The sequence below is a fragment of the Jannaschia halovivens genome, from assembly GCF_046452375.1.
Classification (GTDB): domain Bacteria; phylum Pseudomonadota; class Alphaproteobacteria; order Rhodobacterales; family Rhodobacteraceae; genus Jannaschia; species Jannaschia halovivens.
Window position 1 is genome coordinate 24,353 of record NZ_JBKFDJ010000003.1, and the last position, 20,817, is coordinate 45,169.

The 20,817-nt window shown below is 55.6% G+C and carries 18 protein-coding genes; 3 read left to right on the plus strand and 15 right to left on the minus strand.

Features of this window, described 5'->3' with window-relative positions; all coding sequences use genetic code 11:
• Nucleotides 1–72: 72 nt before the first annotated feature.
• Together ACK8OR_RS17760 and ACK8OR_RS17765 are read right to left on the minus strand one after the other, a co-directional pair.
• Nucleotides 73–1,368, minus strand: a complete 1,296-nt coding sequence (locus ACK8OR_RS17760; RefSeq protein WP_410190749.1) for an HlyD family type I secretion periplasmic adaptor subunit — start codon at nt 1,366–1,368, stop codon at nt 73–75.
• A complete protein-coding gene (locus ACK8OR_RS17765; protein ID WP_410190732.1) occupies nt 1,368–3,116 on the minus strand; it encodes a type I secretion system permease/ATPase in 1,749 nt (582 codons plus the stop codon). The genes ACK8OR_RS17760 and ACK8OR_RS17765 overlap by 1 nt, the downstream gene beginning before the upstream one ends.
• Before the next feature lie 270 nt (nt 3,117–3,386).
• On the opposite strand from ACK8OR_RS17765, the gene ACK8OR_RS17770 reads away from it, so the two are divergent.
• Nucleotides 3,387–3,851 carry a thermonuclease family protein gene (locus tag ACK8OR_RS17770; RefSeq protein WP_410190733.1) on the plus strand — a complete coding sequence of 155 codons (465 nt, stop codon included), beginning with the start codon at nt 3,387–3,389 and terminating at the stop codon, nt 3,849–3,851.
• A gap of 499 nt (nt 3,852–4,350) precedes the next feature.
• Here the strand turns inward: ACK8OR_RS17770 and ACK8OR_RS17775 are convergent, their stop codons facing one another.
• The 13 genes from ACK8OR_RS17775 to ACK8OR_RS17835 all read right to left on the minus strand — a co-directional run bounded on the left by ACK8OR_RS17775 (nt 4,351) and on the right by ACK8OR_RS17835 (nt 17,856).
• Complete coding sequence (locus ACK8OR_RS17775) at nt 4,351–4,908, minus strand: hypothetical protein (protein WP_410190734.1); 558 nt, start codon at nt 4,906–4,908, stop codon at nt 4,351–4,353.
• Between the two features lie 383 nt (nt 4,909–5,291).
• On the minus strand, nt 5,292–6,359 hold the full coding sequence (locus ACK8OR_RS17780; protein ID WP_410190735.1) for a hypothetical protein: 1,068 nt from the start codon (nt 6,357–6,359) through the stop codon (nt 5,292–5,294).
• Between the two features lie 392 nt (nt 6,360–6,751).
• Nucleotides 6,752–7,312 (minus strand): hypothetical protein, encoded by a 561-nt coding sequence (locus ACK8OR_RS17785; RefSeq protein WP_410190736.1) that lies wholly within the window; start codon nt 7,310–7,312, stop codon nt 6,752–6,754.
• 104 nt (nt 7,313–7,416) lie between these two features.
• Nucleotides 7,417–9,513, minus strand: coding sequence for an ATP-binding protein (locus tag ACK8OR_RS17790; protein ID WP_410190737.1), 2,097 nt, complete (start codon nt 9,511–9,513; stop codon nt 7,417–7,419).
• Between the two features lie 49 nt (nt 9,514–9,562).
• Nucleotides 9,563–10,423: a hypothetical protein gene (locus tag ACK8OR_RS17795; protein ID WP_410190738.1), complete on the minus strand. Its 861-nt coding sequence runs from the start codon at nt 10,421–10,423 to the stop codon at nt 9,563–9,565.
• On the minus strand, nt 10,359–11,561 hold the full coding sequence (locus ACK8OR_RS17800; RefSeq protein WP_410190739.1) for a DNA cytosine methyltransferase: 1,203 nt from the start codon (nt 11,559–11,561) through the stop codon (nt 10,359–10,361). The genes ACK8OR_RS17795 and ACK8OR_RS17800 overlap by 65 nt, the downstream gene beginning before the upstream one ends.
• 222 nt (nt 11,562–11,783) lie before the next feature.
• Nucleotides 11,784–12,602 carry a replication-relaxation family protein gene (locus tag ACK8OR_RS17805; RefSeq protein WP_410190740.1) on the minus strand — a complete coding sequence of 273 codons (819 nt, stop codon included), beginning with the start codon at nt 12,600–12,602 and terminating at the stop codon, nt 11,784–11,786.
• A 20-nt stretch (nt 12,603–12,622) separates the two neighbouring features.
• On the minus strand, nt 12,623–14,698 hold the full coding sequence (locus ACK8OR_RS17810) for a type IV secretory system conjugative DNA transfer family protein (protein ID WP_410190741.1): 2,076 nt from the start codon (nt 14,696–14,698) through the stop codon (nt 12,623–12,625).
• Entirely contained in the window at nt 14,698–15,057 is a 360-nt protein-coding gene (locus ACK8OR_RS17815) for a hypothetical protein (RefSeq protein WP_410190742.1), read from the minus strand. The genes ACK8OR_RS17810 and ACK8OR_RS17815 overlap by 1 nt, the downstream gene beginning before the upstream one ends.
• 965 nt (nt 15,058–16,022) lie before the next feature.
• A complete protein-coding gene (locus tag ACK8OR_RS17820) occupies nt 16,023–16,508 on the minus strand; it encodes a hypothetical protein (protein ID WP_410190743.1) in 486 nt (161 codons plus the stop codon).
• The gene (locus ACK8OR_RS17825) at nt 16,495–16,842 is read right to left on the minus strand and encodes a helix-turn-helix transcriptional regulator (RefSeq protein ID WP_410190744.1); all 348 of its coding nucleotides are present in this window, start codon (nt 16,840–16,842) and stop codon (nt 16,495–16,497) included. The genes ACK8OR_RS17820 and ACK8OR_RS17825 overlap by 14 nt, the downstream gene beginning before the upstream one ends.
• Before the next feature lie 379 nt (nt 16,843–17,221).
• On the minus strand, nt 17,222–17,506 hold the full coding sequence (locus tag ACK8OR_RS17830; RefSeq protein ID WP_410190745.1) for a hypothetical protein: 285 nt from the start codon (nt 17,504–17,506) through the stop codon (nt 17,222–17,224).
• Entirely contained in the window at nt 17,506–17,856 is a 351-nt protein-coding gene (locus ACK8OR_RS17835; protein WP_410190746.1) for a DUF3768 domain-containing protein, read from the minus strand. The genes ACK8OR_RS17830 and ACK8OR_RS17835 overlap by 1 nt, the downstream gene beginning before the upstream one ends.
• A 146-nt stretch (nt 17,857–18,002) precedes the next feature.
• Between ACK8OR_RS17835 and ACK8OR_RS17840 the strand changes: the two genes are divergently transcribed.
• Nucleotides 18,003–19,220 carry a type IV secretory system conjugative DNA transfer family protein gene (locus ACK8OR_RS17840; protein ID WP_410190747.1) on the plus strand — a complete coding sequence of 406 codons (1,218 nt, stop codon included), beginning with the start codon at nt 18,003–18,005 and terminating at the stop codon, nt 19,218–19,220.
• A gap of 213 nt (nt 19,221–19,433) precedes the next feature.
• Nucleotides 19,434–20,817 (plus strand): recombinase family protein (locus ACK8OR_RS17845; RefSeq protein WP_410190748.1); only part of this gene is annotated, 1,384 nt, incomplete at its 3' end.

Here is a 20,817-nt window from a genome sequence, read left to right on the forward strand (position 1 = left end):
AAGACTGAGGGCGCGTGAGAACCAACGCGCCCTCCTCAGTGGCTGCGAACTTTCGAACTAGTTTCCGAGCGCCTACCCTTCGCGGAACGCCCTGTTGAAATAGTCCGCGAGCGGCTTCACGAGATATCCGATGGGCGTGCGGTCCTCGGTCCGCAAGTAAGCTTCAACCGGCATGCCTGGCAGCAGAACTTGATCGCCGAGTTTCACGATCTCGCCCTCGTCCGGCAGGACCTCCGCTTGGTAATAGCTGGCTCCTGTTGCTTGATCGAGGAGCGCGTCGGGCGAGAGGCGGACGACAGTGCCAAAAAGCTCCGGGGTCGTGCGTGCGTCGAAAGCGGGGAGCCGAAGGGTCACCGGCTGACCCGGAAACACCTGATCGACATGGATCGGCTCCACGCGGGTTTGGATCACAAGGGGGCGATCTTGCGGGACGATGTAGAGGACCGGATCGGCAGGCCGTATCACGGAACGCTCGGCAAAGACCTGCATATCGTGCACGATCCCGGATACCGGTGCTGTTACGACCAGACGCGACAGTCGATCTTCGAGCGCTCGTAGCTGCTCGACCATTTCGACACGTCGGAACTGGAGATCGCGAAGATCGCTGATGGCTTGCTCCCGTGCTCGGGTGCGCAGTTTCAGACCCTCCAGATCCATCTGAGTAGCCTCGCCTTCCAGCTCGGCAACACGCGAGACAAATTCGCCGACCTGGCCAAGAAGGCGCGCTTCTTCACGCTGGAGCGCCAGCACGCGCGGCGCTTGAGCGAGACCCCGATCGAGAAGCTCTGTCTGGTCTTCCAGCTCCTCACGCAGAAAACCCAATTGGAGGTTTAGCGCCCCTTGCTGGGATACGATGCCATCGATCTGGTTGCCAATCTGTCCCTTGCGCCGCGTTAGCTGCTCCATCTCGCCGGACATCGCCTCACGACGTGCCTCGAAGAGGTTTCGTTGCCCTTGAAGGATCTCGGCCATCTGACCATCGACCCGGCCCAGTCGCTCAACCTCTTCTGGAAACGCCAGATCAGTCTCGTCGCGCTCGGCCTCGAGCCGGGCGGCGCGAGCCGTCATCTCCCGAAGCTGATCAGCAATGATCTGCCGATCCGATGCCAGCCCGGCAGCGCTTAGACGGAGCAACGGTTGATCGGTGACGACACGATCGCCTTCTCGGACGAGAAGCTCTTGGACGACGCCGCCGTCAGGATGTTGCACGACCTGCCTGTTGCTCTCGACCGCAACGCGCCCGGACGAGATGATCGCGCCCGAAATGTTGGCTAGTGCCGCCCAAGATCCGAAGCCTCCGAAGAGCACCAGAAGCGCGATAAGGCCGATGATGACTTGCCGTCTTGCGTTCCAAACTTGGACGTCCATCACGAAACCCCTCCTGCCGCAGCTGGCGCGACCGCGATGCTCTCGTGGTTCTTGACGACCTTCGTGAGAACGTCGCGGGTCGGTCCAAAGGCTTCGACCATCCCGCCATGCAGCTTCAAGAGAAGATCGCACTCCTGGATGGCGGCTGGCCGGTGCGCGACGATGATCACCGCACCTCCACGCGCTTTGATTGCCTTGATGGCGTCATTCAGGGCAGCGGTGCCGAGGTTGTCCAGGTTGGAATTGGGCTCATCAAGGACGAGGATCTTGGGAGCACCAAACATCGCGCGTGCCAATCCGATCCGCTGCACCTGACCACCCGAGAGGCGGCCACCGATTGCAGTCAGATGCGTATCATAGCCATCTGGCTGCTGAAGGATCATTTCATGCGCCGCAGCAGCCTGAGCCGCCGCTACAACATCGCCCGGATCGGCGGATGCATCCAAACGAGCGATATTCTCCGCGATGGTGCCGTCGAACAAGGTCACCGTCTGTGGAAGGTAGCCGATGTGCTTTCCAAGGATATCCGGGTCGTATTGATCGAGTGTCGCCCCCGCTAGTCGCAGCTTACCTGCGGCGACGGGCCAAACTCCAGTGATCGCCTTGGCCAATGAGGTTTTTCCCGCCCCTGACGGGCCGATGACGCCAAGCGCCTGGCCCGGTGCGACAGAGAATGAGACGCCCCGGAGCGTCGGCCGTGTCTCCCCAGGCGGTACGACTACGATCCCGTCGGCGAGCAGTCGCGCTTCGGGCGCGGGAAGCGGTGTATGGGGCGTATCGGGGGGAACCTGGCTAAGAAGGGAAATGACGGCTGCCCGCCCTTTCCGAGCCGCCTGCACTACCTGCCATTGCCCGATTACCATCTCGACCGGCGCCAAGGCCCGTCCCATCAAGATCGAGGCGGCGATCATGGCGCCAGCAGTCAACTCGTTTTGCAACACGAGGTAGGCGCCGAGCCCGAGGATGGCTGATTGTAGGAAGAGACGGAGCGTCTTGGTTGTCACTGTAAAGAGACCAGACCGATCCGACGTCGAAATGGATTGCTCCAGAGACACGCGCCGCGCTTCAATCCAACGCGCGAAAGCCGCCTTTTGCATACCAAGAGACTGCACCAACTCTGCATCTGCCGCCAGTTGATGCGCTGTCAGTTCGGCATGCGCCGAAGCTCGGGAGGCGTCTGCAATCGGACCTGCAGTAAGCCATTGGTTGAGGATCGCTATTGCGACCAGAACAGCACCGCCCGTGAGTGCCAGAAATCCCAACCAAGGATGAAAAACGAAGATCGCAGCCAGAAAAAGCGGTGTCCAAGGGACATCGAAGAGGGCCAAGAATACTGGTGACGACATCAGGCGCTGCACAGCCTCCAGGTCACGCAGCGGTGCACGGCTGCCACCCCCGCCCGATCGGCCGGCTGTGCGCCTGAGATGCGCCTGAAACACGCGTCCATCCAGCAACGACTGGAACCTCGCCCCGACTCTCGCCGTGATCCGCCCCCGGATGTGGTCGAGTATGCCCATCATGAGGAACAGGAACGCCACCAAGATCGACAGCGCCATCAGCGTCTCTTCCGAACGAGACCCGAGCACGCGGTCGTAGACCTGCAGCATGTAAATCGGGCCTGTGAGCATCAGTGCGTTCACGGCGACTGAAAGCAGGAAGACCAAGAACAGTAGGCTGTTTGACTTCTTTCGAATGGCAGCGACTTCCTTGCGTCCCGAATGCGGCCGTCCGTCGCTAGGCTTGGTCATGATGCATCCTGTATCGCGGCTGTAGAGTACGTCGCAGCTCAGAAAGACGATAGAGATGCAGGCAAATGATCGCTACCGCGTTATCAGCACGTTGTTCTGAGCGAAGCGCGGGCAACGGACCAAGCGCTGCGGCTTCGACACACCGCGCAGCAATCTCCAGGAAGGCCATGTTTACTACGACTAAAACCTCCTAGTCTGACACCGCAAGTCGGTACACTCGTGCTCATGTGGCTCGCGAACTGATCAGACAAGTCGGAACGGGGATATTTGGTGTCACGGTCTCTCGCCTATATCGCACCAATCGCCGTAGGTTTCTTAATAACCTCAATTGGTACGGCAATTGCAGATACAACGGACCGTAATGTCCAGCCTATCGAGCGGCTTGAAATTTGCGGCAGTCACCAACCGAACACGAGCGACAAGACGTGCATCGTTGACGGGGACACCCTTTGGCTCAACGGAGTCAATATCAGACTGCAAGGCTTCGATACCCCCGAATCGCGAACCAATATTTGCGGCGGCTTCACCGAAATCGATCTAGCCAATGCTGCGACGGATCGATTGCAAGAACTCTTGAACAATAACCCCTGGAGTATCGAGTTATATGGCGTCGATGGAACAGGAACGCGGCGCCTCGCAACGATAAGGGTAGCTGGCGAAGACGTCGGGGAGACGCTGATCCGTGAGAGGCTCGCCCGATACTGGCCAGACGGCCCGGAATTTTGGTGCAGATGAAAAGCGTCTTCTTATACATCGGGCTGACATTTCTACTGCCCCTATCCGCCTACGCCGAGAGTGCAGTTCCGCTAGAGTCTAGAACTGGCACCTCGCTTAGCACTCCTTCTACTGTTGACCTCTTTTGGTCTAGCATTCGCGATCTACAAGACCAGGACGCCCTCTATTCAGCGTCCTGCTGCAAGGTTTGTCGGAAAGGCAAGGCATGTGGCGATAGCTGCATCAGTCGGAGCTACACCTGTCGGAAAGGTGTCGGTTGCGCTTGCGACGGATAGGTGAAGTACTCAACTGGTCATCGTCCTCGACTTTTCGTTGTCGCGGCTGATGCGCCAGTTCGCTCGCTCTAAACCCACAAGGTCGGATCTTGGCGGGTAGTCTGGCACCTGAGAGTTAGTACTCGCGTGAACCAGAGATGCCCATCGTGGAAGCTCATGTGGGGATGTCTCGCGGGCAAACTCCCCGCGAACGAGGATGGCGGCCTGGAGGCTGCCCTACAAAGCTACTCTTTGAGCAACCTATACAGAGGCGTTCCGCCGAAATTAAAGAGCTGAACCGTGTGCGCTCCCTTCACGCGAAAAACCACCGAAGCCATTGCAGTAGTTACGGTCGTTGCACTTGGCGCCCCCAGGAAAAAGCCCTCGCCACAATCAGACGGGGAAACTGGAACAAAAGCTCGGTATCCACCATCCTCTAGGTCCTCCAGGTCGAACTCTGCAAACTCCACCATACAGTTTGCGTAGTGAGAACCCGCCGCTGAAAATTCATACTGGAAATCGACCGAAACGGTTTTTCCCACATTCTCAACTAAGAAGGTTTCCAAATCTGAGTTCGCTTGTAGACAGGTTTGGCTGGGCGTAGAGCAGACCACTTCTCCCGCAAAGCTAGCGCCCCTCGGCGACACAATTTCCGCAATCAGATTGCGTAGATCTGAGATGCTGACAATGGCCCCAGCAGCTCCACCAAGAAGTGTCAGAAATAGCAATGGCTTCCAATTTTGCAGTTTTTCCATACTCAACTTGTCAAACCGCCGCCACGCATTGCTGTTGCTCTTTAGCATGCCTGTTTGCTATCCTCAAATCCAGCACACGAAGGCCTGCATAGCCAAAGATCCACGCTTGTCGATCACTGCGTCGAGGTATGGAAGCGCCGACGGCCGATATCCGCCATTGAGTTGGGAATGTGGTTCTGCAGTGTAGCTTTCCATAAGGGGACATTGACAGAGCAGCTTCCTGCTGCATTTCGGCGAACGGTGATCGACGCGCTTCACATCCTGAACAGCGAGGGGCGTTAGTAGCTTCGTCGGCTCAGCGTGAAAGAAGGCGGCTAAGGCAGTTGTCGGCAACACGTTTGTCGCAAATCAAGCCGAAGCACACAGTAGTGACTCGCCACAGTCGCGTGTCGACGCCTCTGCAAATAAGGGCAGAACACCTATCGAGCGGCTTATTTCCTCTGTGACTTCTTTGAGCAAAGCAGCCTTTCAACCGAAAACATAGGTTCACGGCCCAGCTTTAATCCCAATAGAACGATAAGGCAAAAGGGCCAGTAGTTCGCAACGAAACTGCTCGCCGCTCGGATGGCGTTCCTAATCGGCCTCGCTTCGATTTCTGCCAATTCCGCATTTCGCTTTTTGAGGGTAGATTCGGCGTCGAGCAGGTCAGCACTCGCGCTTACTTGCAGCGCTGCAACGCGATTACCTTCGTCCGCTAGCGCAGCCTCAAAAGATCCAGCTTGTCGCAACTTGCCGGTTAGACCGACGTAGGAACGCACCAGGGCCAACGTCTCATGATATCCACGGGCTTCCCCATCGATGACCGCGAAGTCTGGAATATCGATCACTTCATTCGCCGTGTTTCCCAGCGTCTGCCAGACCCTTGATAGCGCGGAATAGGTCTCAACGGACGCAGCGCGGCCTGCGATTGGTCGCGCACGAGTGATATCGGTCTCGCAGGCGGCGATTTGTGAATCCAAGGCGCCAATCTGAATTTGGACCATGTCGACCACCAAAGGCACTGTCCCGGGAGTTTCCCCACCAAGGCTATTTTCAGCAAGTCGTTGCTCGGCCACCAAACTCCACTTGAGCGCATTCGCCGATGGGACGATCTCCAACTCGCACACCGATGCGCGTGCTCGGACTTGCTCAGCCTCGGGAGATACGAAGGCTACCGACGCAAGTTGAGGCGCGAGATCTCGTTCCGCTTCTTGCACACTCCGCATGAGAGGGTCTGCGAGTTCCTCTTCGAATTGCTTCTTGTCGTTGAGCGCAATCTCTCGGCCTGCCGATAGACGCAGGATCTGAGTATCTAGATCGTCTACGAGCACCCTCGCCGATTCGAGTGAATTTTCGGCGGCGCTGACCTCATTCTCCTTGTCGGTGACTTCCCTAATAGGTATCTCGGAGACGTAGTAAAGCGCCGCCCCAGCGATAGCCGCAGTGTAGTAGATTGCGTCAACCGAATTGGAATTGAGCGTGTCTCCACGTATCGCGAACAGCTGTGAGAGGAGGACCACAGCGAGACCTCCGATGCCAATGGACCACTCAGGCTCCAGACCCAGAAATAATATTACCGCCAACGCTATAGCGCAGAGTGCGACAAAGAGAGCAATGCGTAGCACTGGATACTCCAATCAGAACGGGTCTAGCTACGATCTTGCATTGGTCGCAACCTGACAACAATCGCCAAGCGGCGATGTATGATGCGGCCCAATCCGGACCTTCGAGCCGCCGTCAAGATGCTGCGGTCGCAACCCGCTTTCTAGACATTCGCCGCAAGAGCATACTGGGCGACGATTCGACCTCGCAGGCTGGGGGAAGAAGAGCGCTTGAAGTTCAAACATCCAATTAGCCGTTCGGCTTATTTCATCCTGCGGTCTGATAGCGGCTCTTTCGCCTTTCGCCGAGATCAAGCTAACTTGGGCAATCTGAGTGGCTGAACAAATCCTTGAATGTGAACTGGACGAGAATAGTGCTCCGCAAGATACGATAGGACTCGCCAGTTCAGATCGATTGCCCATCGTGTCTTGGCATCTGTGAACACACGATCCTCATCTCGGTGAACGTTCGGAATGTTCACGTTCGACTGGATGTGGATTTTGTTTCGATATTTTCGGAGCTTATGAAGTTCGTCATAAATGTCCGCATCCATTCCATCTAAGATGTGATATTTTCGCAAGTTGTCGATCACCACAGCAAATTTATCGATTTGCTTGTCTTCGATCTCTTGTCGATCTGCTTCCGACACGTTCGGAACGCCTTCAAGATTATAGTTTTGAGCCCGGTAGAAGATTTGAATGGCGGCGACCTCAATCAACGAGGCCGCTTGGAGAAGAATGGGCTTGTTGAACTTGCCGCCTTCGTTCGCTTCCACCAAATTACTCAGAAGCTCAGAGTTGTAACCGGCGTTGTCCCCAGCTTTGAAATCCCCGAAAATGTTACATTCAAGCTCGTCTAATTCAAAAGGCATCAATCAATCCATTTTCCAGGAGGCCATGCATTCCGTATTGAGCAAAGTCGTGCGCTGGTGAATTATTCACATTTCAGGATACGCGCTCTAGCGCGTAACTGTCATTAACTTGCCGCTTTCGGTAGGTGAGCATCAAACTGACGAAATAGGTCCGAGAGCGCTTCGTCAGTCTCAGAGAGCTTTCGGAGCAACTCCCATGTCCGATCACCACCGATCTCCTTAATGATCTTCAGACGTGTATCGCCACCTTCGATGTCTGCAATCTCCAACATGCTTGCAAGCAGGTCCACGTAAGCCGCGCGGCACTCTAGGAATACTTCACTCCACGTCATCGCTCGGATTCGCCTGTCATTCGCTTTGAAGTTTGTCGTGTTACCAACCAAAATCCCCGAGAGCTGTGCCTCAGCACGCTGCGCTTGGATGAAATCCAAGTAGGCGACGAGCTGTCTCTCTTGCTCCACGCCAAGTGGTAGGTCTGGTTTCTTGATTTCAACGACCTTTATTGTCTGGTCGTTCGGTGAGGTCAAAAAGACGAAGTCGGCTCGCTGTTCCGCCGACATCCCTTGAATAAGCTGCGCGGGATCGTAGCGACCCGCGTCATCAGCTGCGGCAGCAGCTGCATCAATCGTCGTCTTAAGATGTCGGTCTGCCGTCAGGAGGTCACCGCGAGGCTGCAGTATCCAGGGAAACTCAGTAACAAGTTTCTGCAAGTCCGTTTCGGACCGCTGGTATACGAGATCATGCAAAACCGTCAGTGCGAATGCTCGCTGCGAAAATGTGAGGGCTAGCCCCATCTTTTCCGGTACAGAATTAGAGGAAAGCTGCTCGACAACTCGGCCTATTTGATCAGGAGAAGCATCGGCTTCCAATAGGCTTGCCCAAAGATCTCCGAGAAATTGACGAGTTGGTTGGTTGATCCAAGCTTTAGAAACGGCGATCAACAATTCTTCACGCGTTTGCTCTGCTGACTTTGTTTTTCCAATGGCTCTCGTGGCGTCAGAAACCAAACCAACAATTTGCTCATTCTCCGAGGGAGAATATGTGTTGACGCTGCCACTAGATCGCAGAACGGCCGCTTGGTTTCTAACTTCCTGATCTTGCTTACTCTTTCTGTGCTTCTCGTATTGAGATATCCAGCTACCCACCTTCGCTTGACCCCAAGCATAGAATTCGCTCAGTTCAGCATGACTCCAGTCCACCGACGTCCTATCGGTCGAGATCAAATCATTTTCAACTTCATCGATCCAATCGGCTTCCACTACTGCGTACAGATAGCGCTGAAAGACCTCCTTGCCTTTTGATCCGAAGAAGAAAGGCCGAGACTGGGCGATTTTGTTATGCGCGAACACGCCTACTCCGGCCTGGTCTGAAGACCATTCCGCTTTTTCGACAAAACCCACCCAGAATTTGACCTCTTTGCCGCCCACATTTTCGGTGATCTGCCCGCTTCCCTCCGGAATCCGAAATTCAAACTTCGGCAGTGCTTCAGCTTCGCTTAAACGGTCACCATCAATCGAAACGACAAAGTCATCGCGCAACAAGACAACTGTGAAACGACTTCCGAGCTCCGATGCAACTTCGCTTTTTGATGGAAGATGATTTGCATCAATCGATGACAAGATAACAAGCGTACCAGTCTTTTCAGCGTCATCGAGGCATAGTTCCACAAAGCCCGCCACTCGCTTGGAGATGTAGTCGTCTTCCCAGGCAATACCAGAACTTAGTTCTGCTTCCCGGACGTGAAATTTGGGTGGGTAGGCCCCTTGTTCTCCGGCTTTGAGGATTTCATCGAGGTCCAAGGTAAACCAGTTCAGAACTCCATCTGAGATAGTTGCAACATCCACTACTCTCGCAATCCCAAAGGGCGCGAGCTTTCCAAGGCCCTTTCGTCCCATTGGCTTTCGTCCGCCTGCCGAGGTTTCGCTTGGCCTGCGGCGTTTGGGCTTTCCAACGTGGAGGTAATGATCCTTGATCTTGGCGTATGACATGCCGCAACCGTCGTCGCTGATTATGATACACCCGTTGCCCAGAAGACCACCGTTTTGGTCTAAAGTAATCTCTACATTCTTTGCATCCGCATCCCAGCAATTCGCCAATAACTCGGCGAGAACATTCCCCGTCTTGTTCTTGTAGAGCTTTATTCCAAGGTGCTCGATTACATTATGGGAAAACCGAAGTTCAGCATCGCTGTCGCTACTCATTGAAAAACGTATCCTAAAATTGCGTCATGAACGAATGTGCGCTGCAAGGTTATTGCCTCTTAATTGACGTAAAGCCAGACTCCCTCATCATGGTGCCGTCTTTTTCGATACGCGTCATCCTTTGGAGGTCCGCTCCTTCATAGCGAGCAGAGAAGTGTACATCAAAGATCTCCGCCTCCCGCCCGCCGAAACACCTGTGCATAGCGGAGAGTATCCCGACCTTCTCAATAGGCTGAGGTTTCGGCTGCGGATTATTGCGAGGAGACGGCACCGTCGAAGGGAACATATAGATACAAGGCGGTGGTAAAGCGTAAGGTCCAATCTGCTGAATGCGCTCAGGAGAACTCAACAATTTCGGACAGGGTCTTCCAACTGTTCCGCAGACAAAGTCCCAGACTACTACTCCGTCGATCCGTTGATCTCTGTCAATCATTTCGGCGCTGAGCCGAGTGTGGAGTCCAGACCAGACATTTTTCTCTGGGTCCGCCGAAGCGTTGGTGCACACCGACCAGATGATAAACTCATCAGCGTGTGGCGGCCTGGTGAAAATGTTTGTGTTGTTCCCGTCCAAACAGCCCTTGAGCTCAATGGCTGCTGTTGAGCCGTCATTCAGAGTAACGGAGTAGTCGTGTCTGTTTGCCGCCCCTGCAGAGAGCCAATCCTTTATGTGCCCTTCGTCACCCATGTGGTTCAATACATGAGCCACAAATTCGCGCTTAGGTGTCATCGACGCGACAAACTCGCCGCGGATCTGCTCAACCGCTCCCCTGAACAAACCGCTATTGTAGAATTCGTGCTCGTCTAGTCCGTGATTGCCCAAGGTGTGGGCTTGTGTCTTTAAGACTTCAGCTAGTTCGGAAACTTGTGCCTTCAGGGCAGCATTCTTCTTGCATGGTGTTGCCCCGGCCATTCGTAAAATCCCCATCATTGCCTTTGCACTTGACGATTGGCTCGAAGATGCTTTTCGCAATATGTCGAACTACTGGCACGGCAACCCCGTCACCTGTCAAATGATATGCCTGATTGTACTTTTCAGGCAATTTATAGCTATCAGACAAACCCATCAACCGAGCGGTTTCACGCGTCGATATGAGTCGAGACCTAATCTTTTTGCCTTCAACAATCATAATCAGCTGCCGAGAAGAGCCCCCGGCGGGCGTTCTCAAACATCCAGCTATATCATCGAAACGGATTTCTGCGCGTTGAACCTTAATGCCGTGTTCCCATCTAGTCCGCTTATAGATGGTGCCAACCATTCGTTTCTTGGCTGCTTTGGCCGTTTCGACCTTTGCAAGATTAACCTCACTCATCATGGAAAGCAGCGCCGTTGTCTCTGCAGAAGAATGCCATTCAACGCTGTCCGGCCGATCTTCGACAAGATCTGCGAAATCCAAGGTCCTCTTTCTGGGTTTGGGCATGGACCACCAAATCCAATCTTCGCGGAGTTCTCGAGGTAAGTTTTCGAATGCTCGTTTCAGCGCCGAGGTATGCCACGGATGTTCTGGGCTACTACCTTGAAGACCAAGCGGAATGGTCACGCTATTATGAACCGCGATTACAAAAAGACGCGGCCTGCTTTGAGGTACAAACAAGGCGGCGTCCGCCACAAAGGCTCCAAATCGATAGCCTAGCTCCTTTAAGACCCGACAAATGGCTTGGAAGTCTGAGCCCCCATGCGAAGTGAGCGTACCAACAACATTTTCCAAGGCTATGATCTTAGGTGCTCTGCCACCTTCGTTGAGCTCGCGCATTATCGACATGAAGGGGTAGAAAGTACCGCTACGGTCACCCTTCAGCCCAGCACCACCACCGGCGAGAGACAAATCCTGACACGGAAACGAACCCCAGACCAAGTCCGCCACTCCAGGCAGATCAGCAAGACCCACATTTCTAACATCATCGACGATCAGATGGTCGGCACCCCAATTCTCGGCATACGCGCTGCCCTTTTTCGCATCGAAGTCGTTCGCAAATTTGCAGGTCCAACCTGCTCCCAAACCGGCACGGACCATCCCTCCGCCAGCGAAAAACTCAAAAAAAGTTGGCAATGCCCAAACCTCAATTTTTGTTCATGTAAAGCACACTCGATCGGCTGTGCCAACATTTTCTGGTGCATGAAGGATGATATGTTCTTAATTTGTTCCAGTCGAACGCAAAAGTCAATCTGAAGAGCTGCGGCATAGACAGCTTCGCTGACTGAGCCAACGACCGCTTGCTTATTGAGCAGAACATCCTTTTGCGCCCGCGGCGAACTTCCGCTTCCCGCCCATCTAAACCAGGTCAAGCTCATCAACCAACGAAGCGGATACATACCATGACAGGAAGGATGATTCGCTAGCGCAATACCGGAAGCGACGCTCACCCGGTTCGAGCAGGGACGAGAACTGCGTCCTCCGCCTTGCGTTCGTGAACACCCACAGTACGGCCAGGTTCGACTTCAGCCCCCAGTGCCGTCGGTAAAGTCGATCGTTAAGGACCTGCTGATACTGCATCACTGACTTCTGCAGCGACTTTCTCGCCGCGCGGGACCGGACTGGCTCGCTGCCTCTATCGACCTCAAGCGCGAAGGCACGATACCCAGCGGGGTACTTGATCGCGAAGAGTTGGTCGGGGATCAGCGTGAACTTGTTGAGCGGTAGCCCCATCGACGAAGTCGTGATGGCTAAGATCTGTGCTGCCGGGATGTAGCTCAAGTCCGCCCGTGCTGCTTTGATCTCGACCGCGCTTGAGACTGCCGACACCCAGTAGCAATGCCACCAGTGGCCAGTGGGGCGGCAGTGGCGTTCCAGGTTCTGATGATCCGCCAGTACCTCCCAGCCAAGCCTCGAGAGATCATAAACATACGGATTGAACTCCGCCTTCGCGATCTGCCGCTGCTGCCGCGGCAAGAGCAGATACCCCGCTTCTCTCAGCGCTTGCAGGCGACGTAGGGCCGAATCTCGGCAGCGATGCGTGTTTCGCGTCAGTTCGTATAGGAACTTAGATGACTGAGGTCCATGTCGATCGATATGGCCAAACCACCGTATCTCACGGAGCGTCGGACGGACATCCAACCGAAGATGGGGCGGGGAAGAGAACTTGCGCGTCATGCGCCGAAGATCGCATCCCGCTACAACTCCGGGGAAGGTGCGAGCGGGTCGTCTTCTTGTTTCTTTGGCGCAATGGCATCGGGTTCTGCGTCGTCTGGATCGCTATGTTCAGCGTTCATCTCCCAGGGTTGCGCATAGGCGTTTCGGCTGTGTTGCAAGATCGCGGCACGTTCGTCTTTTGTTGTGCGCGGCAAGCTCTCGAGCTCGAAGAACGGAAATGCGATCGGGACCGCCCTATCGGTTAGCCCGCGCAGATACGTCGCGAACGAGCCCTTGGGCTGCTGCTGGATCAGTTCGGGCGTCGCATACATCTGGCTCGCTAGCGCACGGGCGTCTCGGCTCGACACGCCACCAGCCAGTTTGATTGAAGTGTTGGCTTCGAAGGCTTCTGCCAGACCGCTGGAGAGTTGCCCGAGAAACTGATGAGCCATCACCATTCCCACGCGATACTTGCGGGCCTGCGAGAGGATCACACCGATATTGGCGTCGAAGTAGTCCTGCGCCTCGTCGACATAGATCATGGCCGGGAGACGGGCCTCCTGGCGCAGCACCGCCCGCTCCTGCGCGGCTTGGGCGATAAGGGATATGAAGAAGCGGCCGAATATCTCCGTGCCTTGCTCCTTCAAGAGTGACTTGCTGGTGTTGATGAGGATTAGCTTGCCGGCATTGAGCTCGGTAAACATGTCGAACTTCGAATTCGGGTTTGAGAACATGCGTTCGAAAGTCTGGTTCTCCAGCACACCATACAGGCGACGGAGCACCTGGGTTTTGGTAGCAGCAAACTCCTTGCTTTCGAACTCGGTCTCGAAGAACCGGCGTGGGGTGCCTTCGAGCTTCGAAATATACTCTCGATATTTCGCGGTCCCGCCGGGCTCCATCAGGTCACGTAGCGTGTGGATGGTCGCGTCCGGGATATGAAACATCAGGCGGGTGACGTAGCGGAAAACGACGCTCTGTTTCGCAGTCATTCCAGCTGAAAGCAATGAGCCGAGCACAAAATCATAGAGCTCGATAATTGAGTTGGTCAGCCGTTCGCGCTCGAGCGGGGAGTAGCCATCAAGACGATCCTGGCCCACCGAGAATAAGTTCAGAGATACTGGAAACGCGATATCCTCAGGATTGATGAGGACGATATTCTCAGGGTCGAGGTGTTTTGCCCGTAAGATTGTCCCGATCAGGTCGCCTTGGCTGTCAATCACCACAACCGATTTCGCGCCAGCCGCAACATCCGGTAGATCTTTTGCGATGAGGTATTGCAGCGTCTGTGTTTTCCCGTGGCCGCTACCCGCTACGATATGAGTATGCTCAAAGCGAAGCTCTTCGGGAATGGCGAACGGTGTACGCAAGTCGAATAAATCGCGGAGTGGCGTGTTGGCCAGATAGGTTTCAATCGCATCGTCGCCTCGATAATCGCGCGGGAATATCGGATTTGTTCTGTGGGTCTGGCGCAGATTGTGATCTAGCTGTTGGCGTAGCGCCCTGAAGTGATTGTATCCATTGTCATGGAAGAACGGCGTGACGATTTGGTCGACGACGAGGTTGTGCGGTGTCAGGAACTGCGAGACTGACACCAGAACGTCACCTGACATCGGTGGAGCTGCTGTAGCTATCGGAGCGAAGGCTTGCGAGATCACGTCGAGCGCGGATCGCAGCATCTCCGGGTCGTTCCTCGCCTGCCCTTGTTTGGCCAAGAGATCGCGATAGCGACCACCTTCGACCGTGTTGCAGAGATGTGGCGGCGGAGGAATGCTCGGGCTCAGCCCTTCCGCGTCGAAGAGCGCGCGCCCTACCCTAAGAAGCTGCATTTTGAGTTGGTCCGGAGTATGGGCTGGCCAATGCGCGGCTAAGGCGTCGTCGATCTGCGCCTCGCTCACCTGAACGCGGCCCGCCAGCGCGTGATCGTAGAGCTGCATCGTCTCCGTCTTGGCCAAACGCTCGGCCCGAGCCGGGCTCTCAAAATAGAGCCGACCGCCCGCATACGCGGCGAGACCAAGCAGGAATATCGGCGTGACCAGGAGTGCGGCCCCCAGCAGAAGGCCGATGATCAGAGCTGATATGACAAGGCTGGAAACACTGTCCGACAGGTCGCGGCTCATCAGAGTTCCACCACTATGCCTTCACTCGTCTCGGCGTTGTCGTTGATCCAGAGTTTCAACTGAGACAGGGTATGTAGCATCCGGTCTTCGTATCGCTTGGCATCCGACGGCGTCGGGCAGAGAAAGCGATCTTCCTTGCCGTTGATGATGTCCTTGACGAAGAGATCGAACTTGTCGTCCCGGTCATCAACCTTGGCGTTGGCCGGTCGGCGGTCCAGAAGCTTGGTCGCAAGCAAGTTGCGTTGCCGGATGATCTGGAGCTCCTCGTGGCTCATCAGAACGGCGACCCGTACCTCGTAGAATGTCTTCTTGAAGATGGCGCCTCGGGTAACTGTTTCATGTTTGATCGAGACGCGCATGGCCGGTTGATGATCCTAAGTTGGTCGACGCGAGACGTGCGGGTTGGAATTTAGGGAGGTAGGGTTACTCACCTGGAAAAGCAGGTGAAGTCAGGCATCCAGGTTAGAGGATCCGTTCCCTGCTGCTCTGCAATGTTCGGCCCCGAACCCCACACTCGACCCCCATAGGGGGTGGGGGTCCGTATGGGGGTCACGTTTCGCTGTCGGTCGCTGATCCGCTTCGATGTCTGACCGCATCGACGCGAGACCCAAATTCCTGATCCCCGACAAAAAACACTCCATCCTTATAGACGATCTCCTCTCGCTCAGGTGGGAGGAGGACCTGCTCATCTGTTGCAATGGCCCGGGTAGATGTCTCGCCACTTGATCCAATAGCAGACGGAGGCGCTGTGGTCGGCTGGGGCGCAGGGGAGGCTCCCGGTTGATCGGCATAGGACGCGCCGTTTGCCTCAGGCCTACTCGGCGCCGACTGAGCGGCCACGGCCGATACCCGGCTCGCAAACGACGCTGCTGTCGTTCGATGCACCTCAAGGGCTTGCTTAGAAAGTTCGAGCTGATCGCGTGAGACTTTCAGCGACTGCTGGGCATACTCAGCCGTATCGACCGATGCCCGGCCCATCTGCACGAGCGCCAGCCCAAAGGCTCCGGCCACACCCATTATAATTCCCGGGGCCGCACCAATCAAAAACTGTACCTCACTACCGCCACGCCCGATGCCCTGCGTGGCGGTCCCCCCAATGATCGCAACGACGGCCCCGAGGGCAACTACAACCCACGCACAGAGACTAAGGAAACTAAACAGGCGGCGAGCGGCTTCGTATGATTGCATTTCACAACGTCCTTACCAAACGTCAAGACGCTGCAATCTCGCTCCGCAATGAGTCAAGGAATTTCACTATGGATGGCCATGGTACGAGAAACCGCCCCCTAAGGGACGGTTCGTTCAGTTCGTTGGACGGGCCAAGCTAGCCCATTGCGGCTGCGAGCCGCGTCGGTGGCCCTCGCAGCACCTCAAGCGCTAGAGCAAGTGCTTCAAAGAGCACCATGCCCCGCGGCTCGAAGTCGAAGATCCGGCGCTTCTGTCCCGGCAGGTAACCTGCGATCTCAGGATACTCGGATGTCAAAGCTTCGGCTTCTTCGAACTTCGAGGCAAAGCTTCGCGGTCTTGGCACTGAGACATCGAGAACCGAGTTGTGACTGGCGAGTTCGGCGACCGAGCGGATCAGCCGTATGGCTCGGTCGCCCTTCCGGCATCCCGGGCCACAGTCTTCGGTCACGACGATATCCGGGCGGAGTTCGCTAATCAGGCCTTGCACAAAACCGACTAGGTCACGTCCGCTCTTGGCGGCCTTCACCGTGATGCCCCAGTCCTGCAACCGGCCGTCATGTAAGAAGACGTATCCAACCTTTCCTGAGGCGACCGCGATTGCCAAGACGCTAAGCGCGGCCATGCTCGATCTGGCTGGCCAACCGCTTCTTCAGACGCGAAAGCGAGTTGGCACGGTTAAACGTATGCGCCGTCGGCTTTCTGATCTCTGGTAGACGCCCGAGACGCACTTGAAGGGTTGTCTGTCGCTCTGTCAGCAGTTCGGCAAAGAAGCTCTCGAACGAGCGTCCGTAGATCAACGATAACTCGATAATCTGTTCGAGATTAGGGCGCCGGCGACCTTGTTCGAGATCCGACACCAGGGACTGATGGCCAGACAGGAGATGTGCAACATCTCCTTGGGTATAGCCCGCCTTCCTGCGCGCAAGGCGAAGGTCGAGGGCGAATTGGGTACTCATAGACTTATTGTTAGCGATTAAACGTCTAGAGCTTCAGTCTAAGGTGAGAAAGATTAATACCCTAGCAGGCAGGGCATCGGATGGGATGATGCGGTGAATGGAATTAGGTATTGGGACGAACATGAGGCGAAAAGCGGAACCAGTGGGACCAGAATACGAACCGTATTCTGGCGGCAAGATCCCGTCTCACTCTTCAGTTTGACCCGAACGAGATTACAGATTGGCAGTGCAACAGAAGGCGACTGATGCAGACAACCAGAAGCGAGGCGGCTGACCACGGTTCAAGCTGTCTACGTCTTGACGAATTTCTGACCAGAATCTTTCAACGATCTTCCAATACGGCATGAAAACGCTGCCTCGGCTAGGAGGCAGCGTATCGCTAAAATAGATTGAGTTGTCGGCTCTTCTCCAAAAAGTCCTTCCACGCCACGCTACCAGCCGCGTCATCGAGAAGCCATTGAACGAATCCCTCGATCTCCGCCTCGTCTAGGAACTGTTCTTCGGGAACGAACATGGACCGATAACCAGTATCCGTTAGAGGCAGCGGTTCTGCACATCGCAGCTCGATATGCCAATGTCCTGATCGAAGCCAATTCGCCTCATAGGACACGGTGATCACGCGTTCCATCCAGACCATGTCGAAGGACGTGTAGCCCCCGCTCATCAGTATTCACTGCTGAGCATGATGGTCAGGACCCGGTGGGTCAGCAAGCCATCCGCAGGGTCTTCCGAGCCCTTGGTTCGCGACAAGTCGTAGTAGTCGATCTTGAAGAAGATCTTCTGACCCTCAACCTCGATCGCGCCAAAGTCGTGCTCTCCCCAGGGATCATTATCCTCCGAGAAGTCATCAAACTCGCAAACCGCCCTCACCACGGCTGCAAGAAAGGCATCCCCGAGCGACTGCACGCCGCTGGTGAGGACAACCGATCCATTGCCTCGACCGCATCTGCGGAGCTGGTCGTTGAGTTCTCGAATCTGTTCTGTTCTCGGGGTTGTTTCGGCTTCGCTGTCCATATCGCATCTCCTTTCGATAGGGCGCGTCCAAGCGAGAGGCTTGGCCGGGCCCGACGAAGGGCGATGGCAGGACCAAAGAACGGATCTGACCCCAGTATGCCGCATCTTCCCTGACCGACAAAGCAGTCAGCAGATCGTCTCAGCCGATGGGCGAGCTGCTAGGCACATGGAAGCGACCGCGCGATGATCGTCTGATGCAGCCATCAAATCGATACACGCTGGGCCTCGCATACAGGCGCTACCAAGCCCCATGCCCGTTTGGTCTCGCAACGAAAGACCGCCTCCAGCATCTCTACATCATCGGACAGACCGGCACGGGGAAGTCCACGCTACTGCAGAACCTAGCCCATCAAGACGCTGAGCACCGCACTGGCTTCTGCCTGATCGATCCGCACGGGGATGTCGCGGAGAGCCTGCATCAAGACCTGAATATCCCACATTTCTACTGGGATCTGGCGGACCCAAGCTGTCCGCTTGGTTACAATCCGCTAGCGAAGGTCGCGGCCATGCACCGGCCGCTGGTCGTGTCCGGCCTCATCGAAACGCTCCAGAAGCAGTGGCCGAACGCATGGGGGGCTCGTATGGAGCACATCCTACGGTTTTCGCTCTTGGCTCTGCTGGAGCTGCCGCAAGCTGACCTCCGCGACGTCCTGAAGCTCCTGACCTACAAGGGCTTCAGACGTCAGGTGGTAACCGAAATATCGGACCCACAGGTCCAGTTCTTCTGGAAGGTCGAGTTCCCGGCTATGAACTATCAGGGTAGCGCCGACGGGGTCGCCCCAATTGCGAACAAGCTCGGCGCCTTCCTGGCGCAACCCACAGTCCGGGACGCCCTCTGCGCCCCACGGCGGCCACTTCGCTTCCGCCATCTGATGGATACCGGTCAGATCCTAATCGTGAACCTCGCTAAGGGGCGGCTCGGAGCCGATATCACAAACATCTTGGGCGGATTGATCACATCAAACCTGATGCTGGCCGCATCGACTCGCCACGGCCTCCCCGAGGCCGCTAGGAGGCCGTTCTTCCTCTATGTCGACGAGTTCCCTAGCCTTACGACCAAGTCCTTCGCTGGCATGCTTTCCGAGGCGCGCAAGTACGGGTTGGGGTTGGTGCTCGCGCACCAGCACCTCTCGCAAATTGATGGGGGCGTATCCGATGCCATCTTCGGGAACGTGGGCAGCTATGTGGTCTTCAGGGTCGGAAGCAAGGACGCGCCAATCTTGGCGCGTGTCTTGGCGCCGCTCCGGGTGATCGACCTCCAGAACCAGCCTAACCGCCGGGCAACCGTGCAGGTCATGCACCACGGCGAACGCGTCGAACCGTTTACGGCGTCGATGTATCCACCATATCGCAGCGCCATATGAGGTGCCTGCTACTTCGAACCATTGCGCGGTATATCATTGAGCGATGACCGACGAGGAACATCTCAAACGGCACTTGGAGCTCTGCCAGATAATCTACGAGCGGCTGTTAGCTGAGGGGAATTGGCTGTGGACAGATTCGCAATTTCCGGAGGATCTGCTAGAGTCTGAAGACCTAACCTTTGATTTATGAAGCGATGTTTTGGATACATTCGAGTGTCCACCCAGAAGCAAGGAGAGGGGGTCTCACTCGAAGCGCAAAGAGCGGCAATTACGGCATTTGCGAGCCAGAACGATTTGACGGTCACAAGATGGTTCGAGGAGAAAGAGACCGCCGCAAAGACCGGGCGTCCGCTTTTCGGACAGATGCTTGGCCAGTTGAAGCAGGGCAAAGCCGATGGCCTTATCATGCACAAAATTGATCGTTCAGCGCGAAATCTTCGCGATTGGGCGCTAATCTCAGAGCTACCGAAGTTTGGGGTGAAGCCCTACTTCGCGGCTGATGGTCTCGACTTTGAGACCAGAGGGGGACGGCTGTCGGCGAATTTGCAGGCCGTGATCGCGGAAGACTTCATCTTCAACTTACGCGAAGAGACGATCAAAGGGATGAACGGGCGGCTGAAGCAGGGTCTGTTCCCTTGGAAAGCGCCTCCAGGGTATCTCGACTGTGGTAGCGGGAAACCGAAAGCCCCCTGTCCTAAGGTTGCACCACTCATCCGCCTCCTCTTCGATCTCTATGCCTCAGGTCAGCACTCCTACGTGACCCTTCTCAAACAAATGCATCAGCAGGGCCTCCGTAACATGCGGGGTGGTCAGCTGACGCTCTGCGGGCTTGGGAACATCCTTCAGAACCCCTTCTACATCGGTCTGATCTACATAAAGAGCAGCGGGAAGACCTACCAGGGCGTTCACAAGCCTATCGTATCACCCGCGACATGGCAGCGAGTTCAGGCTATCAGGAGCAGCCGATCTGGGCCAAAAGTGACGCGGCATCACCACCTGTTTCAGGGTCTGTTCAAATGTGGACTATGCGGGGGACCAATGGTGCCGGAGAAGCAAAAGGGCCACGTCTACTACCGATGCAAGAGGCCAAGCTGTCCCACCAAGACGATACGAGAAGAGGCTCTCACTAAAGCTATCATCCAAGAGCTCGAAATACTTACACCTTCGCTCCCGAGCACTAATCTCATCGATGCTCAAACAGCTCCAGATGGTCCAGACAGGGAAGATGATCTACGTCAGTCCCTTAATCTCAGGATTAGCGACGAGCAGCGTCGCCTGGATCGTTTAGAAGACCTACTAATCGATGGCACGATCACCGACGAAACCTATAGCCGCAAGTGCAAGACAATAAAGATTAGGCTCTCTACACTGCAAGAAGAAGCCGCTAAGGCCCCAACCCTGAAAAAGTTGGCGAAACACCAGGAGCAACTGGCCGAACTCCGAAAGAACCTTGCTCTGCTTTATAAAATCGCGAACCGTGTAGAAAAACGCCTAATCATCGAAAATGTGTGGCCGAACCGGACCGTGATCCGAGATCAACCTTCGTTTGAGCCCTACAATTGGGTATCGGGGCACGAAAAACCCCCGCCCCTCCTAC